Raw genomic sequence first — 24,221 nt, forward strand, 5'->3', positions numbered from 1 at the left:
GTCATCGTTTCCCGGACGCTGGCGTATTTTCAACCGCGAAGCGTAAGCAGAAAAGCTGTGGTGAAAAACTCAAATGATAAAAAAAGGAATGGCGCAAGTTTACAGCCAAACCATGCATATGTATATGTATAGACAAGTCGCCCCAAAGTTTTGCAATTGTTTACTTATAATTGCCTTTATGTTTCTTTTCGCTGCTCAGGAACGTTGTTATGCCTGCTTATTTTGCTACACAAGCCCTGCTTGCTGAAGGATGGGCTCACAATGTGCGTCTGGATGTCGATGCTGCCGGCATGTTAACCGCCATCACGCCGGACAGCACAGCACAGGATGCTGTCCGGCTTTCAGGTCCGGTGATCCCGGGTATGCCGAATTTACACTCTCATGCATTCCAGCGGGTGATGGCCGGGCTGGCGGAGGTGGCCGGAAACCCGCAGGACAGTTTCTGGACCTGGCGTGACCTGATGTATCGCACGGTGCAGCGATTAACGCCGGACCAGGTCGGTATTATCGCCCGCCAGTTGTATATCGAGATGCTCAAAGGGGGTTATACCCAGGTCGCTGAGTTCCACTATCTGCACAATGATATCAGCGGTAACCCCTATGCTGACCGCGGCGAGATGACCGCCCAATTAAGCGCCGCTGCCGACCTTGCGGGAATCGGCCTGACGCTGTTGCCCGTGCTCTACAGCTATGCCGGGTTTGGCGGGCAACCGGCTCAGGCGGGTCAGGTGCGGTTTATTCAGGACGCTGACACCTATTTGCGCCAGCAGGCGATTATCCGCCAGCAGATAACGGGCAAAGTACTGCAAAACCAGGGCCTGTGTTTTCACTCACTACGGGCCGTGACCCCCACGCAGATGCAGCAGGTTTTACAGGCCAGCGACCCGGCATTGCCTGTACATATCCATATCGCCGAGCAGCAAAAAGAAGTCAATGACTGCCTGAGCTGGAGCGGACAACGCCCCATTGCGTGGCTGTATGATCACCTGGATATCGATGCCCGCTGGTGTCTTGTCCACGCGACACATGCGGATGAGAAAGAAGTGGCCCGCATGGCGCAAAGCGGTGCGGTTGCCGGGCTGTGCCCCACAACAGAAGCGAATCTGGGCGACGGTATTTTCCCCGGCGTCGATTATTTGGCACAGCGCGGTCACTGGGGTATTGGTTCCGACAGCCATGTTTCACTTAATGTGGTGGAAGAGCTGCGCTGGTTCGAATATGGGCAGCGCTTACGTGATCAGCGCCGCAACCGCCTGACAACGGCGACCCAAAATGTGGTGGGCGATGTGTTGTACACCCAGGCGCTTGCCGGTGGTGCGCAGGCCTGTGGCGCGCCTGTCGGGAGATTGTCAGTGGGGTATCGCGCCGACTGGCTGGTGCTGGATGGACAGGATCCTTACCTGGCGGCAGCCCGCCCCCCTGAAATTCTCAACCGCTGGTTATTTGCCGGCCACGCCGGGCAGATTCGCGATGTGTATGTTGGCGGGACCCCCCGCATTATCAATGGGCAACATGCGCAGCAACAGGCCGTTGCCGCTGATTTTCTGCAGGTACTGCGCCAACTGGCGGAGGCGACAGCATGACGGGCTGGCAGCGTTTTTCCCAGACCAGGCTGCCGGTCAGTCGCTGGCGTAATGGCGGCGGCGAAACCCGCGAAATTATCAGCTGGCCGCCAGGGCAGGCGGATTTTGACTGGCGTGCCAGCATTGCCACTGTCGCGCAGGATGGCCCGTTTTCCGCTTTCCCCGGCATTGCGCGTTCCATCACGCTGTTGAGTGGCGAGGGCATGCAACTGACTGACGGCATCGGGGTGAATCATGTGCTGAATACCGTGGGAGAACCCTTCGAGTTTAGCGGGGATCTTGCACTCCACGCACATCTTCTGGGGGGCGAGACGATGGATTTTAACCTGATGACCCGGCGTACTGTCTGTTTGCCCGGCGTTGTCGCCCTCAGGGGAAGTGGCACGGTGTCCCGTGAGCAGGGCGGTGTGCTTTTCGCCATTCAGGGTGACTGGCAATTACCGGATGGGACCCGGCTGGGCGCGGGTGAAGGTATCTGGTGGCCACCGACGTCAGACAGCTGTCAGACGACACAGTGGCCGATTTCTGCCTTGCATACTGTGGATGCACAAAAAACGCGCAGTCTGCTACTTTGGGCGGCGGTCATTGCCTGAGTTGGTGCGTCCTGCACTGGTTTGGCGCATCCTGCGCACTTATTTGATTCGACAGGCAGAGAAAACCACTGGCCACAGGCCGAAATAACCGGGAAAGCAGGCATAGCTGAACTGGCACAAAGCTTGCTTTACTTATTCGGCTTGCTTGTATAGACAAGAGTATACAGTAGCGTATTTTGCCCGGGCAGTTCACTGGCCAGGCATTTCCCCGAGACAGGTAATTTGGCAGGAGTGGCAGATGAGCAACATGATTTCCAGGACTGTGCTGAAGCGTTCGTTATCCATGTTAGGGCTGGCAGTGACATTGGGTTGCGGGGCAATAAACACCGCCATGGCGGCAGAGACTCCGGTGGCCATTGGTATTTCCGGGTGGACAGGATTCGCTCCCCTGACACTGGCCGATAAGGCAGGCATTTTCAAAAAGAATGGCCTGGACGTGACGCTGAAAATGGTACCCCAGCAATCACGCCACCTGGCCATTGCATCAGGTTCTTTGCAGTGCGCGGCGACCACGGTGGAAACCTACCTCACCTGGAATGCCAGCGGTGTGCCCATCAAGCAAATTGTGCAACTGGATAAATCCTATGGCGCGGATGGGATTGCCGTACGTGGGGGTATCAATAAAGTGGCTGACCTGAAAGGGAAAACCATCAGTGTCGATGCACCAGGAACCTCCTCCTATTTTCTGCTGGCCTGGATCCTCGATAAAAACGGCATGACGATGAAAGACGTCAAACTGGCAACCCTGGGGCCGGATGCCGCCGCTCATGCCTTTATTGCCGGGCAGAACGATGCCGCTGTGACGTACGAGCCGTATCTCTCCACCATCCGCCAAAGCCCGGACAAAGGCAAAATTCTGACCACCACACTGGATTATCCCATGGTGATGGACACCCTGGGTTGTACGCCATCCTGGCTGGATAAAAACCCCAAAGCGGCTCAGGCACTGGTAAATAGCTACTTTGAAGCCCTGGATATGATCAAAAAAGATCCGGATAAAGCCAATGAGATTATGGGGGCGGCGGTCAAAGAAACCGGCAAACAGTTTGCTGAAGAGTCCAGCTATCTGCGCTGGCAAGACCGTGATGCGAACAAGAAGTTCTTCAGTGGCGAGATTGTCACCTTTACCAACGAAGCGGCGCGTTTGCTGACGGAAATGAAAATCCTGCATAAAACGCCGGATATTAATACGTTGTATGACGCGAAGTATGTGACTCAGCCATGAAGGACCACAAGATGAACAGTCCTGTCAGTCAGGCCGCGGAATTTCCCGCCAGTACGCAGTCAGTTTTACGTGAGCCGGCGCCTCTGCCGGCAAGTAAAAAGGTCTGGCACAACCCGATGATGGTGCCACTGCGCCCCGTGGCGTCCCGTCATCGCTGGTTTTTGGGCTTCTGCTTTTTTGTGCTGTTTTTCGCGCTGTGGGCGCTGGTGACTTTTACCGGGCTGGTGTCGCCGACATTCCTTGCCAGTCCGGCCAGTATGTTGCAGGAAGGGGGGCTGTTATTTACCGATTTTGATTTCACAACAGATATCGGTATGACGGTAATGCGTGTACTGGGCGGCTTTATTCTGGCGTGCATTATCGCCGTGCCGCTGGGTATTCTGATGGGCTCATACAAACTGATCGAAGCGTTTTTTGAGCCCTTCGTTTCGTTTTGCCGCTACCTGCCCGCATCGGCGTTTGTCCCCCTGCTTATTCTGTGGGCAGGGATTGGCGAAATGCAAAAAATACTGGTGATCTTTATCGGTTCGTTCTTTCAGATAACCCTGATGGTTGCGGTGGCTGTCGGCGCGGCGCGGCGCGATCTGGTGGAAGCGGCGTATACCCTTGGCGCGACCAACAAGAGCGTGGTGCGTCGGGTGATAATCCCCGGGGCGGCGCCGGAAATTGCGGAACTGCTGCGCCTGGTGCTGGGCTGGGCATGGACCTATGTCATCGTGGCGGAACTGATTGGTTCATCCAGCGGGATAGGTCACATGATTGTCAATAGCCAGGCGTTACTCAATACCGGGCAAATGATTTTCGGCATTATCGTGATTGGCTGCATTGGATTGCTGTCTGATCTGTTGTTTAAAGCGGTGAATCGCCGCCTGTTTGTATGGAGTTCGCTGTGATGAGCTATCCGAAGCTGAGTGTTCGCCAGGTGGAACGCGTCTTCAGTGGCCCGAAAGGCGAGAAGACCCAGGCATTACTGCCCGTGGATTATCAGGTCAATGAGAACGACTTTATTACCATTCTCGGGCCTTCCGGGTGCGGTAAATCCACACTTTTACGCATTGTTGCCGGGCTGGATCAGCCCACCCGCGGCGAGGTCTGGCTGGATGGCGTGCTGGTCGATGGTCCGGGCGCGGATCGCGGCATGGTATTCCAGAGTTACACACTGTTCCCCTGGTTGACGGTTGAGCAGAATATCTGCTTTGGCCTACAGGAACGCGGCGTGAGTAAAGCGGCACAAAAAGAGCGCAGCGACTACTTTATTAATAAGGTCGGTTTACGTGGGTTTGAGCAGCATTTCCCCCGTCAGTTGTCCGGCGGTATGCAACAGCGCACAGCCATTGCCCGTGCCCTGGCCAACGACCCGAAAATTCTGCTGATGGATGAACCTTTCGGCGCACTGGATAACCAGACGCGCGTCATGATGCAGGAACTGTTGTTGTCGATATGGGAATCTTCCCGCAAAACAGTCCTGTTTGTGACCCACGATATTGATGAGGCCATTTTTATGGCCAATAAAGTGGCGATTTTCAGTGCGCGCCCCGGGCGAATCAAAACGGAAGTGGCGGTAGATTTTCCGCACCCGCGTGATTATACCCTGAAAACATCACCAGAATTTATGGCATTGAAGGCGCGTATCACGGAAGAAATTCGTACGGAAACCCTGCAAACCATCGATCACTAAGTTCGCGGTATGCAGCGCAGTTAATCATGTTTTAGCGTGAGTCAGGTTGTGCATAAACACCCGGTGTTACACCGGGTTTACTTCCCGTTTTACTTGTATATACAGGAATAGATTATGGCTGCTTCATCCACCGATTACACCCTTTGCCGCCTGCAACCCGGGCATGTCCATTTGCCCATGTTGCGACAAATATACCAGGGTAATGTCCGCCTTGCGCTGGCCGAAGAGGCCCGTGCCGATGTGCTGGCCTCCCAGGAAACAGTCACCCGCATTGTGGCATCGGGAAACGTGGTGTACGGCATTAATACCGGGTTTGGCAAACTGGCGCAAACCCGTATTCCGGCGGAACGTCTGACCGAACTGCAACGAAACCTGGTGCTGTCCCACAGTGTGGGCACAGGCAAAAACCTGGCGGATAACGTTGTTCGCCTGGTGATGGCGACGAAAATTCTCAGCCTCTCCCGGGGTCATTCCGGTATTCGTATTGAGGTGATTGATGCACTGATAACGTTATTTAATGCGGGTGTGTACCCCTGTATTCCGGAAAAAGGATCCGTCGGCGCTTCGGGCGACCTGGCGCCGCTGGCGCATTTGTCATTGATGCTGATTGGCGAAGGGCAGGTGACACTGGGTGGCGAAACGATGTCCGCGGTTGAAGGCCTGGCTGCCGCAGGGCTGAGCCCCTTTGAACTTGGGCCGAAAGAAGGTCTGGCATTACTTAACGGCACCCAGGTATCGACATCCCTCGCGTTGTCAGGTTTGTTTGAAGCAGAACGGGTGTTTTCCGCAGGCCTGGTGGCCGGGGCATTATCACTGGAAGCGATTAAAGGCTCAGTTAAACCGCTTGACCCGCGTATTCATGAAGCACGCGGCCAGGAAGGCCAGATTGCTGTCGCCGCTGCGCTGACGGCGATCCTGGCCGGTAGCGATATTGTGACATCCCATGCTAACTGCGGCCGGGTTCAGGACCCTTATTCCATTCGTTGTGTCCCTCAGGTTATGGGTGCCTGCCTTGATAACCTGCGACATGCGGCCCGCATTCTACGTATTGAAGCAAACGCAGCATCCGATAACCCTCTGGTTTTTGCCGAAAATGGCGACGTGATTTCTGGCGGGAATTTCCACGCAGAACCCGTGGCTTTCGCCGCGGACATCATTGCGCTGGCGGTTGCCGAAGTGGGGGCGATTTCTGAACGCAGAATGGCCTTATTGTTGGACAGCGGTTTGTCCGGCTTGCCGCCTTTCCTGGTAAACGATGGCGGCGTTAACTCCGGCTTTATGATTGCGCAGGTCACGGCCGCCGCGCTGGCATCAGAAAATAAATCGCTGGCACATCCGGGCAGTGTCGACAGCCTGCCCACCTCCGCCAATCAGGAAGATCACGTTTCAATGGCGACCTATGCCGCCCGCCGTCTGGGCAATATGTGTTTTAACACCAGTGTGGTTGTCGGTATCGAAGCCATGGCCGCTGCCCAGGGACTTGATTTTCATCGTCCGTTGCAAAGTTCCGCCACACTGGAAAGCGAAATGAAGGCGATTCGGCAACATGTCGCTTTTCTCGAAAAAGATCGTCTGATGGCGCCGGATGTCGAAATGATGCGTTTGTGGGCGTCCCGTGAACACTGGCCTGCGGCCATTGAAGCATTACTGCCGAGCTTTGCCTGATAACGCTTTACATAAATTTCATTTTTTATAGAAGGATATGACCATGAACGCGCCACAGAAAAATGCCGCCGCCCATGTCGTTCGCGCTCCCCAGGGAACAGCGCTGAGTTGTCAAAACTGGTTGATCGAAGCGGCTTATCGCATGATCCAAAACAACCTTGACCCCGATGTTGCCGAACGCCCGGAAGACCTGGTGGTCTATGGCGGTATTGGTAAAGCCGCCCGCAACTGGCCTGCCTTCGAAGCCATTCTGGACAGCCTGCGGGCGTTGCGTGAAGACGAAACCCTGCTGGTACAGTCCGGTAAGCCGGTCGGTGTTTTTCGCACCCATACCAATGCGCCGCGCGTGTTGATTGCTAACTCCAATATTGTGCCGCACTGGGCCCACTGGGACCACTTTCACGAACTGGATAAAGCGGGCCTGATGATGTACGGCCAGATGACAGCAGGCTCCTGGATTTACATTGGTGCGCAGGGCATTGTGCAGGGGACGTATGAAACTTTTGCCGAAGCGGGCCGACAGCACTACAACGGCGACCTGCGGGGCAAATGGATTCTGACGGCAGGGCTTGGTGGTATGGGCGGCGCCCAACCGCTGGCTGGCGTGCTGGCAGGGGCCTGCGTCCTGGCCATTGAATGCCAGGAATCCCACATTGATTTCCGTCTGCGTACCCGTTATGTGGACTATAAGACCCGCAGCCTCGATGAGGCGCTGGCGATGATTGAAAAAGCCTGTGCGGAGAAAAAAGCCATCTCTGTCGGCCTGCTGGGCAATGCCGCTGAGTTGATGCCGCAACTGGCGGCGCGGGCAAAAGCGGGTGGCCTGCGTCCGGATATTGTGACCGATCAGACCTCCGCTCATGATCCGCTTAATGGCTATCTGCCGGAAGGCTGGAGCCTGGAAAAATGGCAGGCCGCCCGTCAGTCAGATCCGCAATCCGTGGTGAAAGCCGCCCGCGCTTCTATGGCAAAACATGTCCAGGCCATGCTCGATTTTCACCATATGGGGATCCCCACCGTCGATTACGGCAACAATATCCGCCAGGTCGCCAAAGAAGAGGGCGTTGAAAACGCCTTTGATTTCCCGGGTTTTGTCCCGGCCTACATCCGCCCGCTGTTCTGTGAAGGCAAAGGGCCATTCCGTTGGGTTGCCCTTTCCGGCGACCCGGAAGATATCTATAAGACCGACGCGAAACTCAAAGAACTCTTCCCGGACAACACCAATCTGATCAACTGGCTGGACATGGCGCGTGAGCGCATTGCCTTCCAGGGGCTGCCTGCGCGTATTTGCTGGCTGGGCCTGGGTGAACGTCACCGCGCCGGGCTGGCGTTTAACGAAATGGTGCGTAACGGCGAACTGAAAGCGCCGATTGTTATTGGCCGTGATCATCTGGATACGGGGTCAGTGGCATCGCCGAACCGTGAAACCGAAGCGATGAAAGATGGCTCTGATGCGGTATCCGACTGGCCATTACTCAATGCATTGCTCAATACCGCCGGGGGTGCCACCTGGGTCAGTCTGCACCATGGTGGCGGTGTTGGCATGGGCTTTTCACAACATGCCGGGATGGTGATTGTGTGCGATGGCACTGAAGATGCCGATGCCCGACTGGCGCGTGTGCTGTGGAACGACCCTGCCACCGGGGTGATGCGCCATGCGGATGCTGGCTATGAACAGGCAAAAGCCTGTGCTGAACGTCATCATTTGAATTTGCCGATGATCTGATGCCTGAATGCCGGATGGCCTGGTGTTGTGCCTCCGGCGTTTTTTTGAGGGATATGCAATGGCTTCTGATGTAGCAGTTTCCAGTTCACTTGTTGATTCACAACAGCAGATACTGAAAAACCTCGCCAGGCCCACAGCGCGGTCATTAAGCCTGTATAACGCCGGGTTGTCGGCGGAAGCGGTACGACAGCAATATGGGTTGAGCCATATCGCCAAACTGGCCAGTAATGAAAATCCGCTGGGCGCCAGCCCGCAGGTCATCGCGGCACTGCAGGCGGATGCCGGTTTCAGCGCAGTCTATTCGGATGCTGCCAGTACAGCGCTGCGCGATGCGCTGGCAACGTATACCGGTGTGCAGGCCGGGAATATTGTTATCGGGAATGGTTCAGAAGATATCCTGCATATGCTGGCACTGGCCTTTCTCAACCCCGGGGACCGCGTGGTCACATTGCGACCTTCATTTGGTCTGCATGAGATTTTCCCGCGCATGATGGGCGCGGACGTCACCCTGGTTGACGTGAATAAGCAGCATCAGTTCGATATCGCCGCCTGGACTCAGGCACTTTCGATGCCCGCCAAAATGGTGATTTTCAGCAACCCGTCGAATCCCGTGGGCTGCATGCTCGACAATGCAGGTTTTGAGCGCATCATCGCCGCGGCACCTCAGGACTGTGTGCTGGTGATTGATGAGGCCTATTTCGAATATTGCCGGAACAACCCGGATTATCCGGACAGCCAGCGTGTGCTGGCCGCGCAGTCGCGCCCCTGGATTGTGCTGCGTACTTTTTCGAAAGCCTACGGCCTGGCGGGATTGCGGGTGGGCTATGGCTTAGCCAGTCACCCTGAACTGGTCAATCTGCTCAATCGCGTTCGCACACCGTTTAATATTAACCGTTCGGCACAAGCGGCGGCCGTGGTAGCTCTGGGGGATCAGCAACATGTTAATGACAGCATTGCGCTGGTCAGTGCGCAGCGCGACATGATGTCGGCGCAGCTCACGGCGCTGGGTTTCCGCGTTGCGCCATCCTGCGCCAACTTCCTGTTTTTTGACTGCGGGCAGCCTGCGGCAGAACTGGCGCAGCGTCTGCTGTGCGATGGCGTCATTATCAAGCCATGGCGGGAGAAGGGGTATGAACACTGGATCCGGGTGTCTGTGGGGAATGAACAGGATAACCAGCAGTTTATTCGGAGCCTGAAACGTATCCTGGCGGAGGATGCCGCGTGACAGTGTTGAACATTGATGATTTACGTCGGCAGGCAAAGCGCACGCTTCCCCGTTTTGCTTTCAGTTATCTGGAGGGTGGGGCCGATGATGAACAAACGTTACAGGATAATCGCCGTGTTTTCGGCCGCTGGCGCTTTATTCCCCCTGTGCTGACAGATGCTACGCAACGGGATTTATCCGTCACGCTGTGTGGACAGAAGCTGGCTGCGCCCTTGTTTATCGCCCCGACAGGCTACAACGGCATGCTGCGGTTTGGCGCAGATGTGATGCTGGCGCGGGCCGCCAGAGAGGCGGGCATCGGCTATATACAGAGTACGGTTTCGACGGCCTCCATTGAAGAGATCGCCGCAGAAAACATTCCCCGACACTGGTTCCAGCTCTATGTGCTGAAAGACCGCGCCGTCACGACAGGGTTACTGACCCGGGCCCGGGCGGCGGGTTGTACGACCCTGGTGGTTTCTGTGGATGCGGTGCACTTTGGCAACCGTGAAAAGGACAAACGGAATTACCGACGGCCCATGGAACTATCTCTGCCGAGCATGCTGGACATTGCGATGCATCCCGGCTGGGTGTGGCGAGCCATCAGGCCCGCAGGCATCCCTGGCTTTGGCAACCTGAAATCTTATGTTCCGGCTGACAAACAACGAGGCGCAGGTGGCGCGAGCTATTTTGCCGAACAGATGGATACCCACCTGGACTGGGCCACACTGCACTGGATCCGCACACAGTGGTCAGGTCCCCTGTTAATTAAAGGTATCCTGGCGCCTGAAGATGCCCGGCGCGCTTTTGCCGCGGGCGTGGATGGCATTGTGTTATCAAACCATGGCGGGCGACAACTGGACGGTTCAGTCAGCCCCATGGAAGTACTGCAGGAGATTCGTCAGTGCTGCGGTCCTGATGCTGTCATCCTTATCGACAGTGGATTTCGCCGTGGCACCGATGTGGTGAAAGCACTGGCGCTGGGCGCGAATGGCGTGCTGATTGGCCGACCTGTGCTCTATGGCGTCGCTGCCTTTGGTGAGGCGGGTGCGAAACAAGCGCTGAACATTATTTTGCAGGAGATGGATCGCACGCTGGCGCAACTGGGATGCACTTCGATTGCCCAGTTAGGGCCGCATTTGCTGCGTTTTCAGCCTGCTATGGCGGGGTTTTAATATGTACACCATCGTTATCACGGAGCATCAGTTATGCAGGCACAAAATATTATCTTCCCGGCGCAGATCCTGCGTGGCGCAGGTGCGGTTTCGCGTATCGGTGAGGTCTGCGGATTATTGGGTTCACGGGCGCTGATTATCGGCGGCCATAGTGGCCTGGCGGCGGTGGAAGCGCATATCCGCTATCAACTGGCGGCATCATCGGTGACGGTGGTTGGCCGGGAGTGGTTTGGCGGCGTGTGCAGCGAAAGCCATATTCATCGTCTGGCGCAAGTGGTGCAGGCCACCGGCGCAGACCTGGTCATTGGCGTGGGTGGGGGAAAAGCCCTGGATACCAGTAAAGCCGTGGGCGTGGAGACCCGTGTCCCGGTGGTCACCGTGCCAACCATTGCGGCAACCTGCGCGGCGGTGACGCCACTCACTGTCCGTTATCACGATGACGGCCATTTTCGGGATCTCTTTCCACTGAATCAGGCGCCTGCTGTGGTGATTATTGACACAGAAATCATAGCCGCCGCGCCGCTGCGCTGGTTGGCGGCAGGCCTTGGCGATACACTGGCGAAATGGTACGAGTTTCGCGCTATCAGCGCCGGGCTGGACAATCACAGCGGTATCGCCCGGGCGTCCATTGCCAACAGCCGTATCTGCTATGACCTGATCAATACCCACGGCCCCGCCGCCTGCGATGCAGTTCGCAAAGGGGTGCCCGATGCTGCGCTGGAGCAAGTACTGGATGCGATATTTATGTTTGCCGGACTGACCTCATTAATGAGCAGTGGGGCACATGCTGCTGCCGCTCATGCAATTTATGAGGGGTTTACCGTATGCGATAAAACCCGCGAATTTGGTCATGGCTTATTGGTGGGATTTGGCAACCTTTGCCTGCTGGCGCTGGAGAACCGCAGCGATGAGGAATTGCTGGAGGCCATTGGCCTGGCCCGCGCGTGCGCTATCCCGCTCAGCCTGCGGGAAATTGCTGAACTGGACAGCACGGAACTGGCGGGGATTATTGATATGGCATTGCATGCGCCGGATATGGCGAACATGCCGGCTCCGGTCACAGCGGGCGCACTGTATAGCGCCATTGCGCGTGTGGAACATCAGGCCGGGTTGTTGTAGTACCCTCAGCAGCGTATCCCGATGGTGGAAAACGTGAATACGCTGTTTCCCTGTTGTCGGTCTTCGTTCGCGCAGGTGCCCATTGTGAGTCAGTGAAACGCATAACGCCCTTCGCCCACCAAAATGGTTTGACCCTTGAGCGCCGCCGTGTCGGTGAGAAAATCGAGTTGCACCAGCGCGTTGCTGTTCCCTTGATTGAACTGGAAATACTTATCGCCAATACGCAGCGCCGGATTGCCCGCGCGCGTTGTCATCGGGAGGTCGAAGAGCGCGCTCCAGCGCCTGGCTGTGGCGTACGGGTTCTCCACTTCAAACTCGGCGGCGGACAGAGCAACCTCACCGGCAGGATGGGGCTGGATAATCCCTTGTTGGTGGAGGTGCTCCAGGGAAGGTGCGAACAAGTTCCTGATATGAGATCATCATATTCATCCGGAGCGCATCCCAGAGGGACATCATGAGCCATCAACTCACCTTCGCCGATAGTGAATTCAGCACTAAGCGCCGTCAGACCCGAAAAGAGATTTTCCTCTCCCGCATGGAGCAGATTCTGCCATGGCAGAATATGACCGCTGTCATCGAGCCGTTTTATCCCAAGGCGGGCAATGGCCGACGGCCCTATCCGCTGGAGACCATGCTGCGTATTCACTGCATGCAGCATTGGTACAACCTGAGCGACGGTGCCATGGAAGATGCCCTGTACGAAATCGCCTCCATGCGCCTGTTTGCCCGATTATCCCTGGATAGCGCCCTGCCGGATCGCACCACCATCATGAATTTCCGCCACCTGCTCGAGCAGCATCAACTGGCCCGTCAATTGTTCAAGACCATCAATCGCTGGCTGGCCGAAGCAGGCGTCATGATGACCCAAGGCACTTTGGTGGATGCCACCATCATTGAGGCACCCAGCTCTACCAAGAACAAAGAGCAGCAACGCGATCCGGAGATGCATCAGACCAAGAAAGGCAATCAGTGGCACTTTGGCATGAAGGCCCACATTGGTGTCGATGCCAAGAGTGGCCTGACCCACAGCCTGGTCACCACCGCGGCCAACGAGCATGACCTCAATCAGCTGGGTAATCTGCTTCATGGAGAGGAGCAATTTGTCTCAGCCGATGCCGGCTACCAAGGAGCGCCACAGCGCGAGGAGCTGGCCGAGGTGGATGTGGACTGGCTGATCGCCGAGCGTCCCGGCAGGGTAAAAACCTTGAAGCAGCATCCGCGCAAGAACAAAACGGCCATCAACATCGAATACATGAAAGCCAGCATCCGTGCCAGGGTGGAGCACCCGTTTCGCATCATCAAGCGGCAGTTCGGCTTCGTGAAAGCCAGATAGGGGTCGTCTCAGAAAACGGAAAAAATCGTACGCTAAGCCTGCGCTGAGGCCGGCACCCACCGGTACAGCGTAGGAACGGACACGCCGAGGTTCTTGGCCACGTCCTTGGGCGGCACGCCGCTGGCCAGTAGCTTCTTGGCCGACTCGATCTTGCTGTCGGTCATCTTGGGCTTGCGACCGCCCTTGCGGCCAAGCTGACGAGCGACATCCAATCCGGCGCGGGTACGCTCGACTATCAGCTCGCGTTCCATTTCGGCGAGGCTGGCCATGACGTGGAAGAAGAACCGGCCAGAGGGCGTTCCGGTGTCGATGGCGTCAGTCAGGCTCTTGAACTGGGCGCCCTGCTTGTGCAGTTCGCCGACCAGATCGACCAATTGTTTGACGCTGCGCCCCAGGCGATCCAGCTTCCAAACCACCAGGGTGTCACCCTCGCGCAGCATTTCGAGCGTCTTGGCCAAGCCCGGACGGTCGGCCCGCGTGCCGCTCACCTTGTCCTCAAAGACCTTCTGGCATCCAGCCTTGGTCAAGGCTTCGCGTTGCAGTTCAAGATTCTGATCCTGCGTCGAGACGCGCGCATAGCCGATCAACATGGCTTGTCTCGTGCCCGGTCAATCATTTTTCAGCCAAGGCAAAGCCAGCATTGCCTGGAGCCACGACGGAAACGAAGATGAAGGATTCCTTCGAGTCGGTGTTCATGGCTCCGTGAACCTGCCCAGGTTTCGCTACGGCAATTTCTCCGGCCTGGATCTTGGTAACCACACCGCTTCCTTGGTAGTAACCGGCAGAACCAGAAAGAACAGTCCAAGTGTCTTGACCGTGGGGATGAACGTGAGCGGCAATTTCTTGCCCTGGACGAACATGCCAAACAACGATTGTGGACTCTTCAGTTTCAAGCACCACCGATCGAATAGGCTCGCCATCAGATGGGCGGGCAAACTCCGAAATCGCAAATATTCTTGCTGCAATAGACATAGTGACAACCTCCATTTCATACGTATACGGAAACTCTTTTACACGCCAGAGCCAAGGGCCTACGCGGAGAAGATGTCGGCGATACAAGCGATAACGAGGCCCTGCTTCTCGCGTTGCTCCAGCCGCTCGCTGATGGCTTTCATGATTCCATCATGGATCCATCCCATAGTCGTTGCAGTCTTCGTCGTCAGCATCCTGACGCACGGCGGGCAGTTGCTTGAGCAACTCAGGTAGTGCTGCCTGCACGGTGTCCCACACTACATCGAGGTTGATGTCGAAGTAGCCGTGGGCGATGCGGTTGCGCATGCCGCGCATATTGCGCCACGGCACTTGCCCGTGCGCCTGGGCGAACTCGGCATAGCCATCCATCACCTTCGTGACGGCCTCGCCGATGATGATGAGGCTCATGATGACGGCCTGTTGGGTTCGCTTGTCCTCAAGGAAATCCTCCTTGGCCAAGCCCTCCACGAAGCCGCAGGCATCGGCTGCGGCCTGCTGCATGTGGTCCAGGTAGTCGGGTAGTCGGTGGTTCTCGCTCATACCGGCTGCGCCTCCGCGAGTACCTTGGCCCGGAACTTCGGCGGCAGGTCGCCGGGGGTCAGCAGATCGACGTGGAGGCCGAGTAGCGATTCCAGCTCGACTTGCAGACCACCCAAGTCGAACAGCGTCGCACCAGGCAGCGCATCGACCAGCAGATCGATGTCGCTGCCATCGTGGTCGGTGCCATGCAGCACCGAACCGAAGACGCGCGGGTTCGCGGTGCGGAAGCGGCCTACCGCTTCACGCACTGCGCTTCGCTTCATGTCAAGCACAACGGAGGGTCGCATGGGCATCCTTTCTTATCGAAACTCGTTGAGATGATATGCAATCAAGAATAGAATTTCAAGAACTATTTTCGAGAAGCGCAATGCCTTGATTTCCCGTGCCGCGCCGGCTGCCTTGGCGGACTTGTCACAAACCAACGTTTTCAAGAAGAAGGAAACCGCATGCCCCGCCGTTCGATCCTCTCCGCCGCAGAGCGCGACAGTCTGTTGGCGTTGCCAGATACCCAAGACGAACTCATCCGGCACTACACGTTCAGCGAGCCTGACCTGTCACTGATCCGCCAGCGGCGCGGCGACGCCAACCGCCTGGGTGTCGCGGCGCAGTTGTGCTTACTGCGCTTCCCCGGTCAGGGCCTACTGCCCGATGCCGTCGTGCCGGTTCCTCTGCTGCAATGGATCGGACGGCAACTGCGACTCGACGCGACGTGTTGGCCGCAGTATGCCGTGCGGGAGGAAACCCGGCGCGAACACCTGCTCGAACTGCGGACGTACCTGGGCATGGAGCCGTTCGGCCTGGCGCACTATCGGCAGGCTGTCCATGCCACGACCGACTTGGCCTTGCAGACCGACAAGGGCATCGTGCTGGCCAGCAGCGTCCTCGACGCTCTGCGACACCGACACATCATCTTGCCGACGCTGGATGTTGTCGAGCGCGTTTGTGCCGAGGCGATTACCCGCGCCAACCGGCGCATCTACGATGCCTTGGCCGAACCGCTGTCGGACGCGCATCGCCGCCGCCTCGACGATCTGCTCAAACGCCGGGATAACGGCAAGACGACCTGGCTGGCCTGGCTGCGCCAGTCACCGGCAAAGCCGAATTCGCGGCACATGCTCGAACATATCGAACGTCTCAAAGCCTGGCAGGCGCTCGACCTGCCAGCAGGCATCGAGCGGCTGGTTCACCAGAACCGCCTGCTCAAGATCGCCCGCGAAGGTGGCCAGATGACGCCCGCCGATCTGGCGAAGTTCGAGCCGCAGCGGCGCTACGCCACCCTGATGGCGCTTGCCATCGAGGGCATGGCCACCGTCACCGACGAAATCATCGACCTGCACGACCGCATCTTGGGCAAGCTGTTCAATGCCGCCAAGAACAAGCATCAGCAGCAATTCCAGGCGTCCGGCAAGGCGATCAATGCCAAGGTGCGGCTGTTCGGCCGCATCGGGCAGGCGCTGATCGAGGCCAAGCAGAACGGCGGCGATCCGTTCGCCGCCATTGAGGCTGTCATGTCCTGGGACGCTTTCGCCGAGAGCGTCACCGAGGCGCAGAAGCTCGCGCAGCCCGATGACTTCGATTTCCTGCACCGTATTGGCGAGAGCTACGCCACCTTGCGCCGCTACGCGCCGGAATTCCTCGATGTGCTCAAGCTGCGGGCAGCGCCCGCCGCCAAGGATGTGCTCGATGCCATCGAGGTATTGCGCGGCATGAACAGCGACAACGCCCGCAAGGTGCCCGCCGATGCACCGACCAACTTCATCAAGCCGCGCTGGCAGAAGCTGGTGATGACCGACGCCGGTATCGACCGGCGCTACTACGAGCTGTGCGCACTGTCGGAACTCAAGAACTCGCTGCGCTCGGGCGACATCTGGGTGCAGGGTTCACGCCAGTTCAAGGACTTCGAGGACTACCTGGTGCCGCCCGCGAAGTTCGCCAGCCTGGGGTCGTCTCAGAAAACGGAAAATAAAGCACGCTAAGCCGGTGGCAGCGGTCGCAATGGCCTAAACTTCCCCGCACCGACCTTGGCGCTGCTGCGCCATAGGTAATCGCCGGTCAGGTTGATGTGCTCCCACCCCAGCGGCGACAGATATTGCAACAATGTGTCGTCCAGCGCCGTGCCGTTGCCACGCAAAGCACTGGTGGCACGCTCCAGATATACCGTGTTCCACAACACGATGGCCGCCGTCACCAGATTGAGGCCGCTGGCCCGGTAGCGCTGCTGCTCAAAACTGCGGTCGCGGATTTCACCCAATCGGTAGAAGAAGACCGCCCTGGCCAGCGCGTTGCGCGCCTCGCCCTTATTCAGCCCCGCATGGACGCGGCGGCGCAGCTCCACGCTTTGCAGCCAATCCAAAATGAACAGCGTGCGCTCGATGCGCCCCAGCTCGCGCAACGCCACGGCCAAGCCGTTCTGGCGCGGGTAGCTGCCGAGTTTGCGCAGCATCAGCGAAGCCGTTACCGTGCCTTGCTTGATGGAGGTGGCCAGCCGCAGAATTTCATCCCAATGGGCGCGTATTTGCTTGATGTTCAGCCTGTCGCTGCTAATCATCGGCTTGAGCGCGTCATAGGCGGCATCGCCCTTGGGGATGAATAGCTTGGTTTCGCCCAAGTCACGGATACGCGGCGCGAAGCGAAATCCCAGCAAATGCATCAAGCCAAACACGTGATCGGTGAAGCCTGCCGTGTCGGTGTAGTGTTCCTCGATGCGCAAGTCCGACTCGTGGTACAGCAGGCCATCAAGCACGTAAGTTGAATCACGAATGCCCACGTTGACCACCTTGGCACTGAAGGGCGCGTACTGGTCGGAGATATGGGTGTAGAAAGTCCGTCCTGGACTGCTTCCATACTTCGGGTTGATATGACCAGTGCTTTCTGCTTTGCTGCCGGTTCTGAAGTTCTGGCCGTCCGACGATGACGTGGTGCCGTCACCCCAGTTGCCGGCGAAGGGTTGCCGAAACTGCGCATTCACCAGCTCGGCCAGCGCCGTCGAATAGGTTTCATCGCGGATGTGCCAGGCTTGCAGCCAAGACAGCTTGGCGTAGGTGGTGCCAGGGCAGGACTCGGCCATTTTGGTCAGACCCAGGTTGATCGCGTCGGCCAGGATCGTCGTCAACAGCAAGGTTTTGTCCTTGGCCGTGTCGCTGGTCTTCAGGTGTGTGAAGTGGCGGGTGAAGCCCGTCCATTCATCGACCTCCATCAGCAACTCGGTGATTTTGAGGTGCGGCAGCAGCATAGCTGTCTGGTCGATCATGGCTTGCGCGGCGTCTGGTACTGCCGCGTCCAGCGGCGTGATCTTCAGGCCTGACGCGGTGGTGATGATGGCATCCGGTAAGTCGTTGGCCGCAGCCATGCGGTTGACTGTGGCGAGTTGCGCCTCCAACAATTCCAACCGGTCATGCAGGTATTGGTCGCAGTCGGTGGCCACTGCCAGCGGCAATTCGCTGGCCAGCTTCAAAGTGGCGAACTTCTCGACCGGCACCAGGTATTCGTCGAAGTCCTTGAACTGGCGAGAACCCTGCACCCAGACATCACCGGAGCGCAGCGCGTTCTTCAGCTCCGACAGGGCGCATAACTCGTAGTAACGCCGGTCGATGCCGTCGTCGGTCAGAACCAGCTTTGCCCAGCGCGGCTTGATGAATGCGGTTGGCGCATCGGCGGGCACCTTGCGCGCGCTGTCGCTGTTCATGCCGCGCAGCATGTCGATGGCATCGAGCACACCCTTGGCGGCGGGCGCAGCCCGCAATTTGAGCACGCCCAGGAACTGCGGCGCGTAGCGGCGTAGCGTGGCATAGCTTTCACCGATGTGGTGCAGGAAATCAAAGTCGGCAGGCCGCGCCAATGTTTGCGCTTCGGTGACGCTGGCGGCGAAGGTGTCCCAGGGCATAACGGCCTCGATGGCGGCGAACGGATCGCTGCCGCTTTGCTTGGCCTCAATCAACGCTTGACCGATGCGCCCATACATCCGCACCTTGTCGTTGATCGCCTTGCCGGAAGCCTGGAACTGCTGCTGATGCTTGTTCTTGGCCGCGTTGAACAGCTTGCCGATGATGCGATCGTGAAGGTCGATGATTTCATCGGTGACGGTGGCCATGCCTTCGATGGCCAGCGCTACCAGCGTGGCATAGCGTCGTTGCACCTCGAACTTTGCCAGATCAGCAGGCGTCATCTGGCCACCTTCACGAGCGATTTTGAGCAGGCGGTTCTGGTGAACCTGCCGCTCGATGCCTGCGGGCAGATCAAGTGCTTGCCAGGATTTCAGGCGCTCAATATGTTCGAGCATGTGGCGAGAGTTCGGTTTGGCAGGCGACTGGCGCAGCCATGCCAGCCACGTCACTTTACTGCCGTCCTTGCGCTTGAGAAGTTCGTCCAGGCGCTGACGGTGGGGTGATAACAAAGAATCGGTCAGCGCCGCGTAAATGCGTCGGTTGGCACGGGTGATGGCCTCGGCGCTTGCGCGCTCGATGGCATTCATGGCGGGCAGGATAATGCTCTGCCGCCGCAGATTCTCGACAAGTGCGCTCGCCAGCACGATGCCTTTGTCGGTCTGCAAGGCCAGCTCGGTCAATGTATGCACGGCTTGCCGATAGTGGCTCATGGTGAAGGGCTTGAACCCAAAAACCGTTTGCAGCTCGACCAAGTGCTCCCGCCGTGTCTGTTCGCGCTGGCCGTACTCGCTCCAACTTTCCACTGGCATCTTGAGTTGCGCGGCCACCATGCGCAACAGGGGCGGAAACGGAGGCTCATCGACGCCCAAAAAGGTGCCAGGGAATCGCAAGTAGCAAAGCTGCACAGCGAAGCCCAATCGATTCGCGGCGCCGCGACGCTGACGGATCACCGACAGGTCGGTTTCGTTGAACGTGTAGTGCCGTATCAGTTCGTCTTTGGCATCTGGCAGTGCCAGCAGGCTTTCGCGCTCGGTGGCGGACAGGATTGAGCGGCGTGGCATGGTCAGTCTTCCCGCAGGTACTGGTACAAGGTTTCGCGGCTGATGCCGAAGTCACGGGCCACCAAGGTTTTTTGGTCGCCTGCCGCAACTCGCCGTTTCAACTCGGCAATTTGTTCGCTGTTCAGCGATTTCTTTCGTCCCCGGTAGGCACCGCGCTGCTTGGCCAGCACGATTCCCTCGCGCTGACGTTCGCGGATCAGGGCGCGCTCGAACTCAGCGAAGGCTCCCATGACCGACAGCATCAGATTGGCCATCGGTGAGTCCTCGCCGGTGAACTTCAGCCCTTCTTTGACGAACTCCATGCGCACGCCCCGTTGTGTCAGCCCTTGGACGATGCGGCGCAGGTCATCAAGGTTGCGTGCCAGCCTGTCCATGCTATGCACCACCACGGTGTCGCCCTCGCGGACGAAGGCCAGCAGCCTTTCCAGCTCGGGACGCTGGGTGTCCTTGCCAGAAGCCTTGTCGGTGAACACCCGCGCCACCTGAACACCCTCCAATTGCCGTTCCGGGTTCTGGTCGAAGCTGCTGACGCGGACATAGCCGATGCGTTGACCTTGCAAGATGCCTCCAAAGGCAAAAGTGTCAGGATGAAATCTATTACCTTTGACGGAATATGTCAATCAATAGGAAATTTAACTCTATTCTGACATCGTTTGCACATGGTGTCGTTTTCAGAAGACGGCTGCACTGAACGTCAGAAGCCGACTGCACTATAGCAGCGGAGGGGTTGGATCCATCAGGCAACGACGGGCTGCTGCCGGCCATCAGCGGACGCAGGGAGGACTTTCCGCAACCGGCCGTTCGATGCGGCACCGATGGCCTTCGCGCAGGGGTAGTGAATCCGCCAGGATTGACTTGCGCTGCCCTACCTCTCACTAGTGAGGGGCGGCAGCGCATCAAGCGGTGAGCGCACTCCGGCACCGCCAACTTTCAGCACATGCGTGTAAATCATCGTCGTAGAGACGTCGGAATGGCCGAGCAGATCCTGCACGGTTCGAATGTCGTAACCGCTGCGGAGCAAGGCCGTCGCGAACGAGTGGCGGAGGGTGTGCGGTGTGGCGGGCTTCGTGATGCCTGCTTGTTCTACGGCACGTTTGAAGGCGCGCTGAAAGGTCTGGTCATACATGTGATGGCGACGCACGACACCGCTCCGTGGATCGGTCGAATGCGTGTGCTGCGCAAAAACCCAGAACCACGGCCAGGAATGCCCGGCGCGCGGATACTTCCGCTCAAGGGCGTCGGGAAGCGCAACGCCGCTGCGGCCCTCGGCCTGGTCCTTCAGCCACCATGCCCGTGCACGCGACAGCTGCTCGCGCAGGCTGGGTGCCAAGCTCTCGGGTAACATCAAGGCCCGATCCTTGGAGCCCTTGCCCTCCCGCACGATGATCGTGCCGTGATCGAAATCCAGATCCTTGACCCGCAGTTGCAAACCCTCACTGATCCGCATGCCCGTTCCATACAGAAGCTGGGCGAACAAACGATGCTCGCCTTCCAGAAAACCGAGGATGCGAACCACTTCATCCGGGGTCAGCACCACCGGCAAGCGCCGCGACGGCCGAGGTCTTCCGATCTCCTGAAGCCAGGGCAGATCCGTGCACAGCACCTTGCCGTAGAAGAACAGCAAGGCCGCCAATGCCTGACGATGCGTGGAGACCGAAACCTTGCGCTCGTTCGCCAGCCAGGACAGAAATGCCTCGACTTCGCTGCTGCCCAAGGTTGCCGGGTGACGCACACCGTGGAAACGGATGAAGGCACGAACCCAGTTGACATAAGCCTGTTCGGTTCGTAAACTGTAATGCAAGTAGCGTATGCGCTCACGCAACTGGTCCAGAACCTTGACCGAACGCAGCGGTGGTAACGGCGCAGTGGCGGTTTTCATGGCTTGTTATGACTGTTTTTTTGTACAGTCTATGCCTCGGGCATCCAAGCAGCAAGCGCGTTACGCCGTGGGTCGATGTTTGATGTTATGGAGCAGCAACGATGTTACGCAGCAGGGTGACGGTGTTCGGCATTCTGAATCTCACCGAGGACTCCTTCTTCGATGAGAGCCGGCGGCTAGACCCCGCCGGCGCTGTCACCGCGGCGATCGAAATGCTGCGAGTCGGATCAGACGTCGTGGATGTCGGACCGGCCGCCAGCCATCCGGACGCGAGGCCTGTATCGCCGGCCGATGAGATCAGACGTATTGCGCCGCTCTTAGACGCCCTGTCCGATCAGATGCACCGTGTTTCAATCGACAGCTTCCAACCGGAAACCCAGCGCTATGCGCTCAAGCGCGGCGTGGGCTACCTGAACGATATCCAAGGATTTCCTGACCCTGCGCTCTATCCCGATATTGCTGAGGCGGACTGCAGGCTGGTGGTTATGCACTCAGCGCAGCGGGATGGCATCGCCACCCGCACCGGTCACCTTCGACCCGAAGACGCGCTCGACGAGATTGTGCGGTTCTTCGAGGCGCGGGTTTCCGCCTTGCGACGGAGCGGGGTCGCTGCCGACCGGCTCATCCTCGATCCGGGGATGGGATTTTTCTTGAGCCCCGCACCGGAAACATCGCTGCACGTGCTGTCGAACCTTCAAAAGCTGAAGTCGGCGTTGGGGCTTCCGCTATTGGTCTCGGTGTCGCGGAAATCCTTCTTGGGCGCCACCGTTGGCCTTCCTGTAAAGGATCTGGGTCCAGCGAGCCTTGCGGCGGAACTTCACGCGATCGGCAATGGCGCTGACTACGTCCGCACCCACGCGCCTGGAGATCTGCGAAGCGCAATCACCTTCTCGGAAACCCTCGCGAAATTTCGCAGTCGCGACGCCAGAGACCGAGGGTTAGATCATGCCTAGCATTCACCTTCCGGCCGCCCGCTAGCGGACCCTGGTCAGGTTCCGCGAAGGTGGGCGCAGACATGCTGGGCTCGTCAGGATCAAACTGCACTATGAGGCGGCGGTTCATACCGCGCCAGGGGAGCGAATGGACAGCGAGGAGCCTCCGAACGTTCGGGTCGCCTGCTCGGGTGATATCGACGAGGTTGTGCGGCTGATGCACGACGCTGCGGCGTGGATGTCCGCCAAGGGAACGCCCGCCTGGGACGTCGCGCGGATCGACCGGACATTCGCGGAGACCTTCGTCCTGAGATCCGAGCTCCTAGTCGCGAGTTGCAGCGACGGCATCGTCGGCTGTTGCACCTTGTCGGCCGAGGATCCCGAGTTCTGGCCCGACGCCCTCAAGGGGGAGGCCGCATATCTGCACAAGCTCGCGGTGCGACGGACACATGCGGGCCGGGGTGTCAGCTCCGCGCTGATCGAGGCTTGCCGCCATGCCGCGCGAACGCAGGGGTGCGCCAAGCTGCGGCTCGACTGCCACCCGAACCTGCGTGGCCTATACGAGCGGCTCGGATTCACCCACGTCGACACTTTCAATCCCGGCTGGGATCCAACCTTCATCGCAGAACGCCTAGAACTCGAAATCTAACGTCCGTTCGGGCATCGAGGTCCATGTCGGGGTGGGACGGGCCCGTGGCTTCAAGATCACTTGCAGTCCGACCGCGATGTCTTGGTTGCGCGAGAGGTTGTCGATATCCTCCACTTCCATCATCAACCCTGGATAATGCCGCCGCCGTCATCGCCGCCGACGCCCGTGCCGGGCTTTTCGGGCCTGTCAGGCTTGCTCGGCCTTCAGCCTGCCTGGGCGAGATCTCCGGCGGACGGATTAACGGCGGAGCTTCGCCGCCTTTCGTGCGTGTGAAGGCCGAAGATAGTTCTCTCAAAAACATCCGTTTATGAGAGATACCAAATGTCATTTTCAGAAGACGACTGCACCAGTTGATTGGGCGTAATGGCTGTTGTGCAGCCAGCTCCTGACAGTTCAATATCAGAAGTGATCTGCACCAATCTCGACTATGCTCAATACTCGTGTGGGCTCTGTTGCAAAAATCGTGAAGCTTGAGCATGCTTGGCGGAGATTGGACGGACGGAACGATGACGGATTTCAAGTGGCGCCATTTCCAGGGTGATGTGATCCTGTGGGCGGTGCGCTGGTATTGTCGCTATCCGATCAGCTATCGCGACCTTGAGGAAATGCTGGCGGAACGCGGCATTTCGGTCGACCATACGACGATCTATCGCTGGGTCCAGTGCTACGCCCCGGAGATGGAGAAGCGGCTGCGCTGGTTCTGGCGGCGTGGCTTTGATCCGAGCTGGCGCCTGGATGAAACCTACGTCAAGGTGCGGGGCAAGTGGACCTACCTGTACCGGGCAGTCGACAAGCGGGGCGACACGATCGATTTCTACCTGTCGCCGACCCGCAGCGCCAAGGCAGCGAAGCGGTTCCTGGGCAAGGCCCTGCGAGGCCTGAAGCACTGGGAAAAGCCTGCCACGCTCAATACCGACAAAGCGCCGAGCTATGGTGCAGCGATCACCGAATTGAAGCGCGAAGGAAAGCTGGACCGGGAGACGGCCCACCGGCAGGTGAAGTA

Annotated in this window: 20 protein-coding genes and 3 pseudogenes; 15 read left to right on the forward strand and 8 right to left on the reverse strand. The window is 58.3% G+C overall.

Annotated elements, in window-relative coordinates; translation table 11 throughout:
- Positions 1-209 precede the first annotated feature (209 nt).
- The 10 genes from ACF8PE_RS16675 to ACF8PE_RS16720 all read left to right on the forward strand — a co-directional run bounded on the left by ACF8PE_RS16675 (position 210) and on the right by ACF8PE_RS16720 (position 11,968).
- On the forward strand, positions 210-1,583 hold the full coding sequence (locus ACF8PE_RS16675; RefSeq protein WP_001112072.1) for a formimidoylglutamate deiminase: 1,374 nt from the start codon (positions 210-212) through the stop codon (positions 1,581-1,583).
- On the forward strand, positions 1,580-2,176 hold the full coding sequence (locus tag ACF8PE_RS16680) for a HutD family protein (RefSeq protein WP_000148344.1): 597 nt from the start codon (positions 1,580-1,582) through the stop codon (positions 2,174-2,176). The genes ACF8PE_RS16675 and ACF8PE_RS16680 overlap by 4 nt, the downstream gene beginning before the upstream one ends.
- A 238-nt stretch (positions 2,177-2,414) precedes the next feature.
- Complete coding sequence (locus ACF8PE_RS16685; protein ID WP_000069054.1) at positions 2,415-3,401, forward strand: ABC transporter substrate-binding protein; 987 nt, start codon at positions 2,415-2,417, stop codon at positions 3,399-3,401.
- 11 nt (positions 3,402-3,412) lie between these two features.
- The gene (locus ACF8PE_RS16690) at positions 3,413-4,294 is read left to right on the forward strand and encodes an ABC transporter permease (protein WP_001087990.1); all 882 of its coding nucleotides are present in this window, start codon (positions 3,413-3,415) and stop codon (positions 4,292-4,294) included.
- Positions 4,294-5,079, forward strand: a complete 786-nt coding sequence (locus ACF8PE_RS16695; RefSeq protein ID WP_016240370.1) for an ABC transporter ATP-binding protein — start codon at positions 4,294-4,296, stop codon at positions 5,077-5,079. Before ACF8PE_RS16690 ends, ACF8PE_RS16695 begins: the two co-directional genes overlap by 1 nt.
- A gap of 114 nt (positions 5,080-5,193) precedes the next feature.
- Positions 5,194-6,744 carry a histidine ammonia-lyase gene (hutH, locus tag ACF8PE_RS16700; protein ID WP_000741484.1) on the forward strand — a complete coding sequence of 517 codons (1,551 nt, stop codon included), beginning with the start codon at positions 5,194-5,196 and terminating at the stop codon, positions 6,742-6,744.
- Between the two features lie 43 nt (positions 6,745-6,787).
- Positions 6,788-8,470: a urocanate hydratase gene (gene hutU, locus ACF8PE_RS16705; RefSeq protein ID WP_000993475.1), complete on the forward strand. Its 1,683-nt coding sequence runs from the start codon at positions 6,788-6,790 to the stop codon at positions 8,468-8,470.
- A 58-nt stretch (positions 8,471-8,528) separates the two neighbouring features.
- Positions 8,529-9,695: a histidinol-phosphate transaminase gene (gene hisC, locus ACF8PE_RS16710; protein ID WP_000135555.1), complete on the forward strand. Its 1,167-nt coding sequence runs from the start codon at positions 8,529-8,531 to the stop codon at positions 9,693-9,695.
- A complete protein-coding gene (locus ACF8PE_RS16715) occupies positions 9,692-10,849 on the forward strand; it encodes an alpha-hydroxy acid oxidase (protein ID WP_000217345.1) in 1,158 nt (385 codons plus the stop codon). Before hisC ends, ACF8PE_RS16715 begins: the two co-directional genes overlap by 4 nt.
- A 33-nt stretch (positions 10,850-10,882) precedes the next feature.
- The gene (locus ACF8PE_RS16720; protein WP_001148851.1) at positions 10,883-11,968 is read left to right on the forward strand and encodes an iron-containing alcohol dehydrogenase family protein; all 1,086 of its coding nucleotides are present in this window, start codon (positions 10,883-10,885) and stop codon (positions 11,966-11,968) included.
- 89 nt (positions 11,969-12,057) lie between these two features.
- Here ACF8PE_RS16720 and ACF8PE_RS16725 read toward each other — a convergent pair whose 3' ends face one another.
- Positions 12,058-12,369 (reverse strand): hypothetical protein, encoded by a 312-nt coding sequence (locus tag ACF8PE_RS16725; RefSeq protein ID WP_024191312.1) that lies wholly within the window; start codon positions 12,367-12,369, stop codon positions 12,058-12,060.
- 53 nt (positions 12,370-12,422) lie between these two features.
- Here ACF8PE_RS16725 and ACF8PE_RS16730 point away from each other — a divergent pair.
- Positions 12,423-13,298: pseudogene (locus ACF8PE_RS16730) on the forward strand (IS5-like element ISKpn26 family transposase); the annotation flags it as partial.
- 35 nt (positions 13,299-13,333) lie between these two features.
- Here the strand turns inward: ACF8PE_RS16730 and ACF8PE_RS16735 are convergent.
- The 4 genes from ACF8PE_RS16735 to ACF8PE_RS16750 form a co-directional block, all read right to left on the reverse strand.
- Positions 13,334-13,891 carry a recombinase family protein gene (locus ACF8PE_RS16735; protein ID WP_061351473.1) on the reverse strand — a complete coding sequence of 186 codons (558 nt, stop codon included), beginning with the start codon at positions 13,889-13,891 and terminating at the stop codon, positions 13,334-13,336.
- A gap of 22 nt (positions 13,892-13,913) precedes the next feature.
- The gene (locus ACF8PE_RS16740) at positions 13,914-14,273 is read right to left on the reverse strand and encodes a cupin domain-containing protein (protein ID WP_061351474.1); all 360 of its coding nucleotides are present in this window, start codon (positions 14,271-14,273) and stop codon (positions 13,914-13,916) included.
- 150 nt (positions 14,274-14,423) lie between these two features.
- Positions 14,424-14,813, reverse strand: a complete 390-nt coding sequence (locus ACF8PE_RS16745; RefSeq protein ID WP_061351475.1) for a DUF86 domain-containing protein — start codon at positions 14,811-14,813, stop codon at positions 14,424-14,426.
- Positions 14,810-15,100, reverse strand: coding sequence for a nucleotidyltransferase family protein (locus tag ACF8PE_RS16750; protein ID WP_061351476.1), 291 nt, complete (start codon positions 15,098-15,100; stop codon positions 14,810-14,812). Before ACF8PE_RS16750 ends, ACF8PE_RS16745 begins: the two co-directional genes overlap by 4 nt.
- Before the next feature lie 159 nt (positions 15,101-15,259).
- Between ACF8PE_RS16750 and ACF8PE_RS16755 the strand changes: the two are divergent.
- A pseudogene (locus tag ACF8PE_RS16755) lies at positions 15,260-16,765 on the forward strand (Tn3 family transposase); the annotation flags it as partial.
- A gap of 20 nt (positions 16,766-16,785) precedes the next feature.
- On the opposite strand, the gene ACF8PE_RS16760 reads toward ACF8PE_RS16755, so the two are convergent.
- From ACF8PE_RS16760 to intI1, 3 genes are all read right to left on the reverse strand, one after another.
- Entirely contained in the window at positions 16,786-19,758 is a 2,973-nt protein-coding gene (locus tag ACF8PE_RS16760) for a Tn3 family transposase (protein WP_001138073.1), read from the reverse strand.
- A gap of 2 nt (positions 19,759-19,760) precedes the next feature.
- Positions 19,761-20,318: a recombinase family protein gene (locus ACF8PE_RS16765; protein WP_001162012.1), complete on the reverse strand. Its 558-nt coding sequence runs from the start codon at positions 20,316-20,318 to the stop codon at positions 19,761-19,763.
- 305 nt (positions 20,319-20,623) lie between these two features.
- On the reverse strand, positions 20,624-21,637 hold the full coding sequence (intI1, locus tag ACF8PE_RS16770) for a class 1 integron integrase IntI1 (protein ID WP_000845054.1): 1,014 nt from the start codon (positions 21,635-21,637) through the stop codon (positions 20,624-20,626).
- 101 nt (positions 21,638-21,738) lie between these two features.
- Between intI1 and sul1 the strand changes: the two genes are divergently transcribed.
- The 3 genes and pseudogenes from sul1 to ACF8PE_RS16785 form a co-directional block, all read left to right on the forward strand.
- On the forward strand, positions 21,739-22,590 hold the full coding sequence (gene sul1 / locus ACF8PE_RS16775) for a sulfonamide-resistant dihydropteroate synthase Sul1 (RefSeq protein WP_000946487.1): 852 nt from the start codon (positions 21,739-21,741) through the stop codon (positions 22,588-22,590).
- A gap of 127 nt (positions 22,591-22,717) precedes the next feature.
- Positions 22,718-23,218 carry a GNAT family N-acetyltransferase gene (locus ACF8PE_RS16780; RefSeq protein ID WP_000376623.1) on the forward strand — a complete coding sequence of 167 codons (501 nt, stop codon included), beginning with the start codon at positions 22,718-22,720 and terminating at the stop codon, positions 23,216-23,218.
- Between the two features lie 506 nt (positions 23,219-23,724).
- Positions 23,725-24,221: pseudogene (locus tag ACF8PE_RS16785) on the forward strand (IS6-like element IS6100 family transposase); the annotation flags it as partial.

Source organism: Leclercia sp. GLN_9, assembly GCF_043105735.1.
Lineage (GTDB): Bacteria > Pseudomonadota > Gammaproteobacteria > Enterobacterales > Enterobacteriaceae > Enterobacter > Enterobacter adecarboxylatus.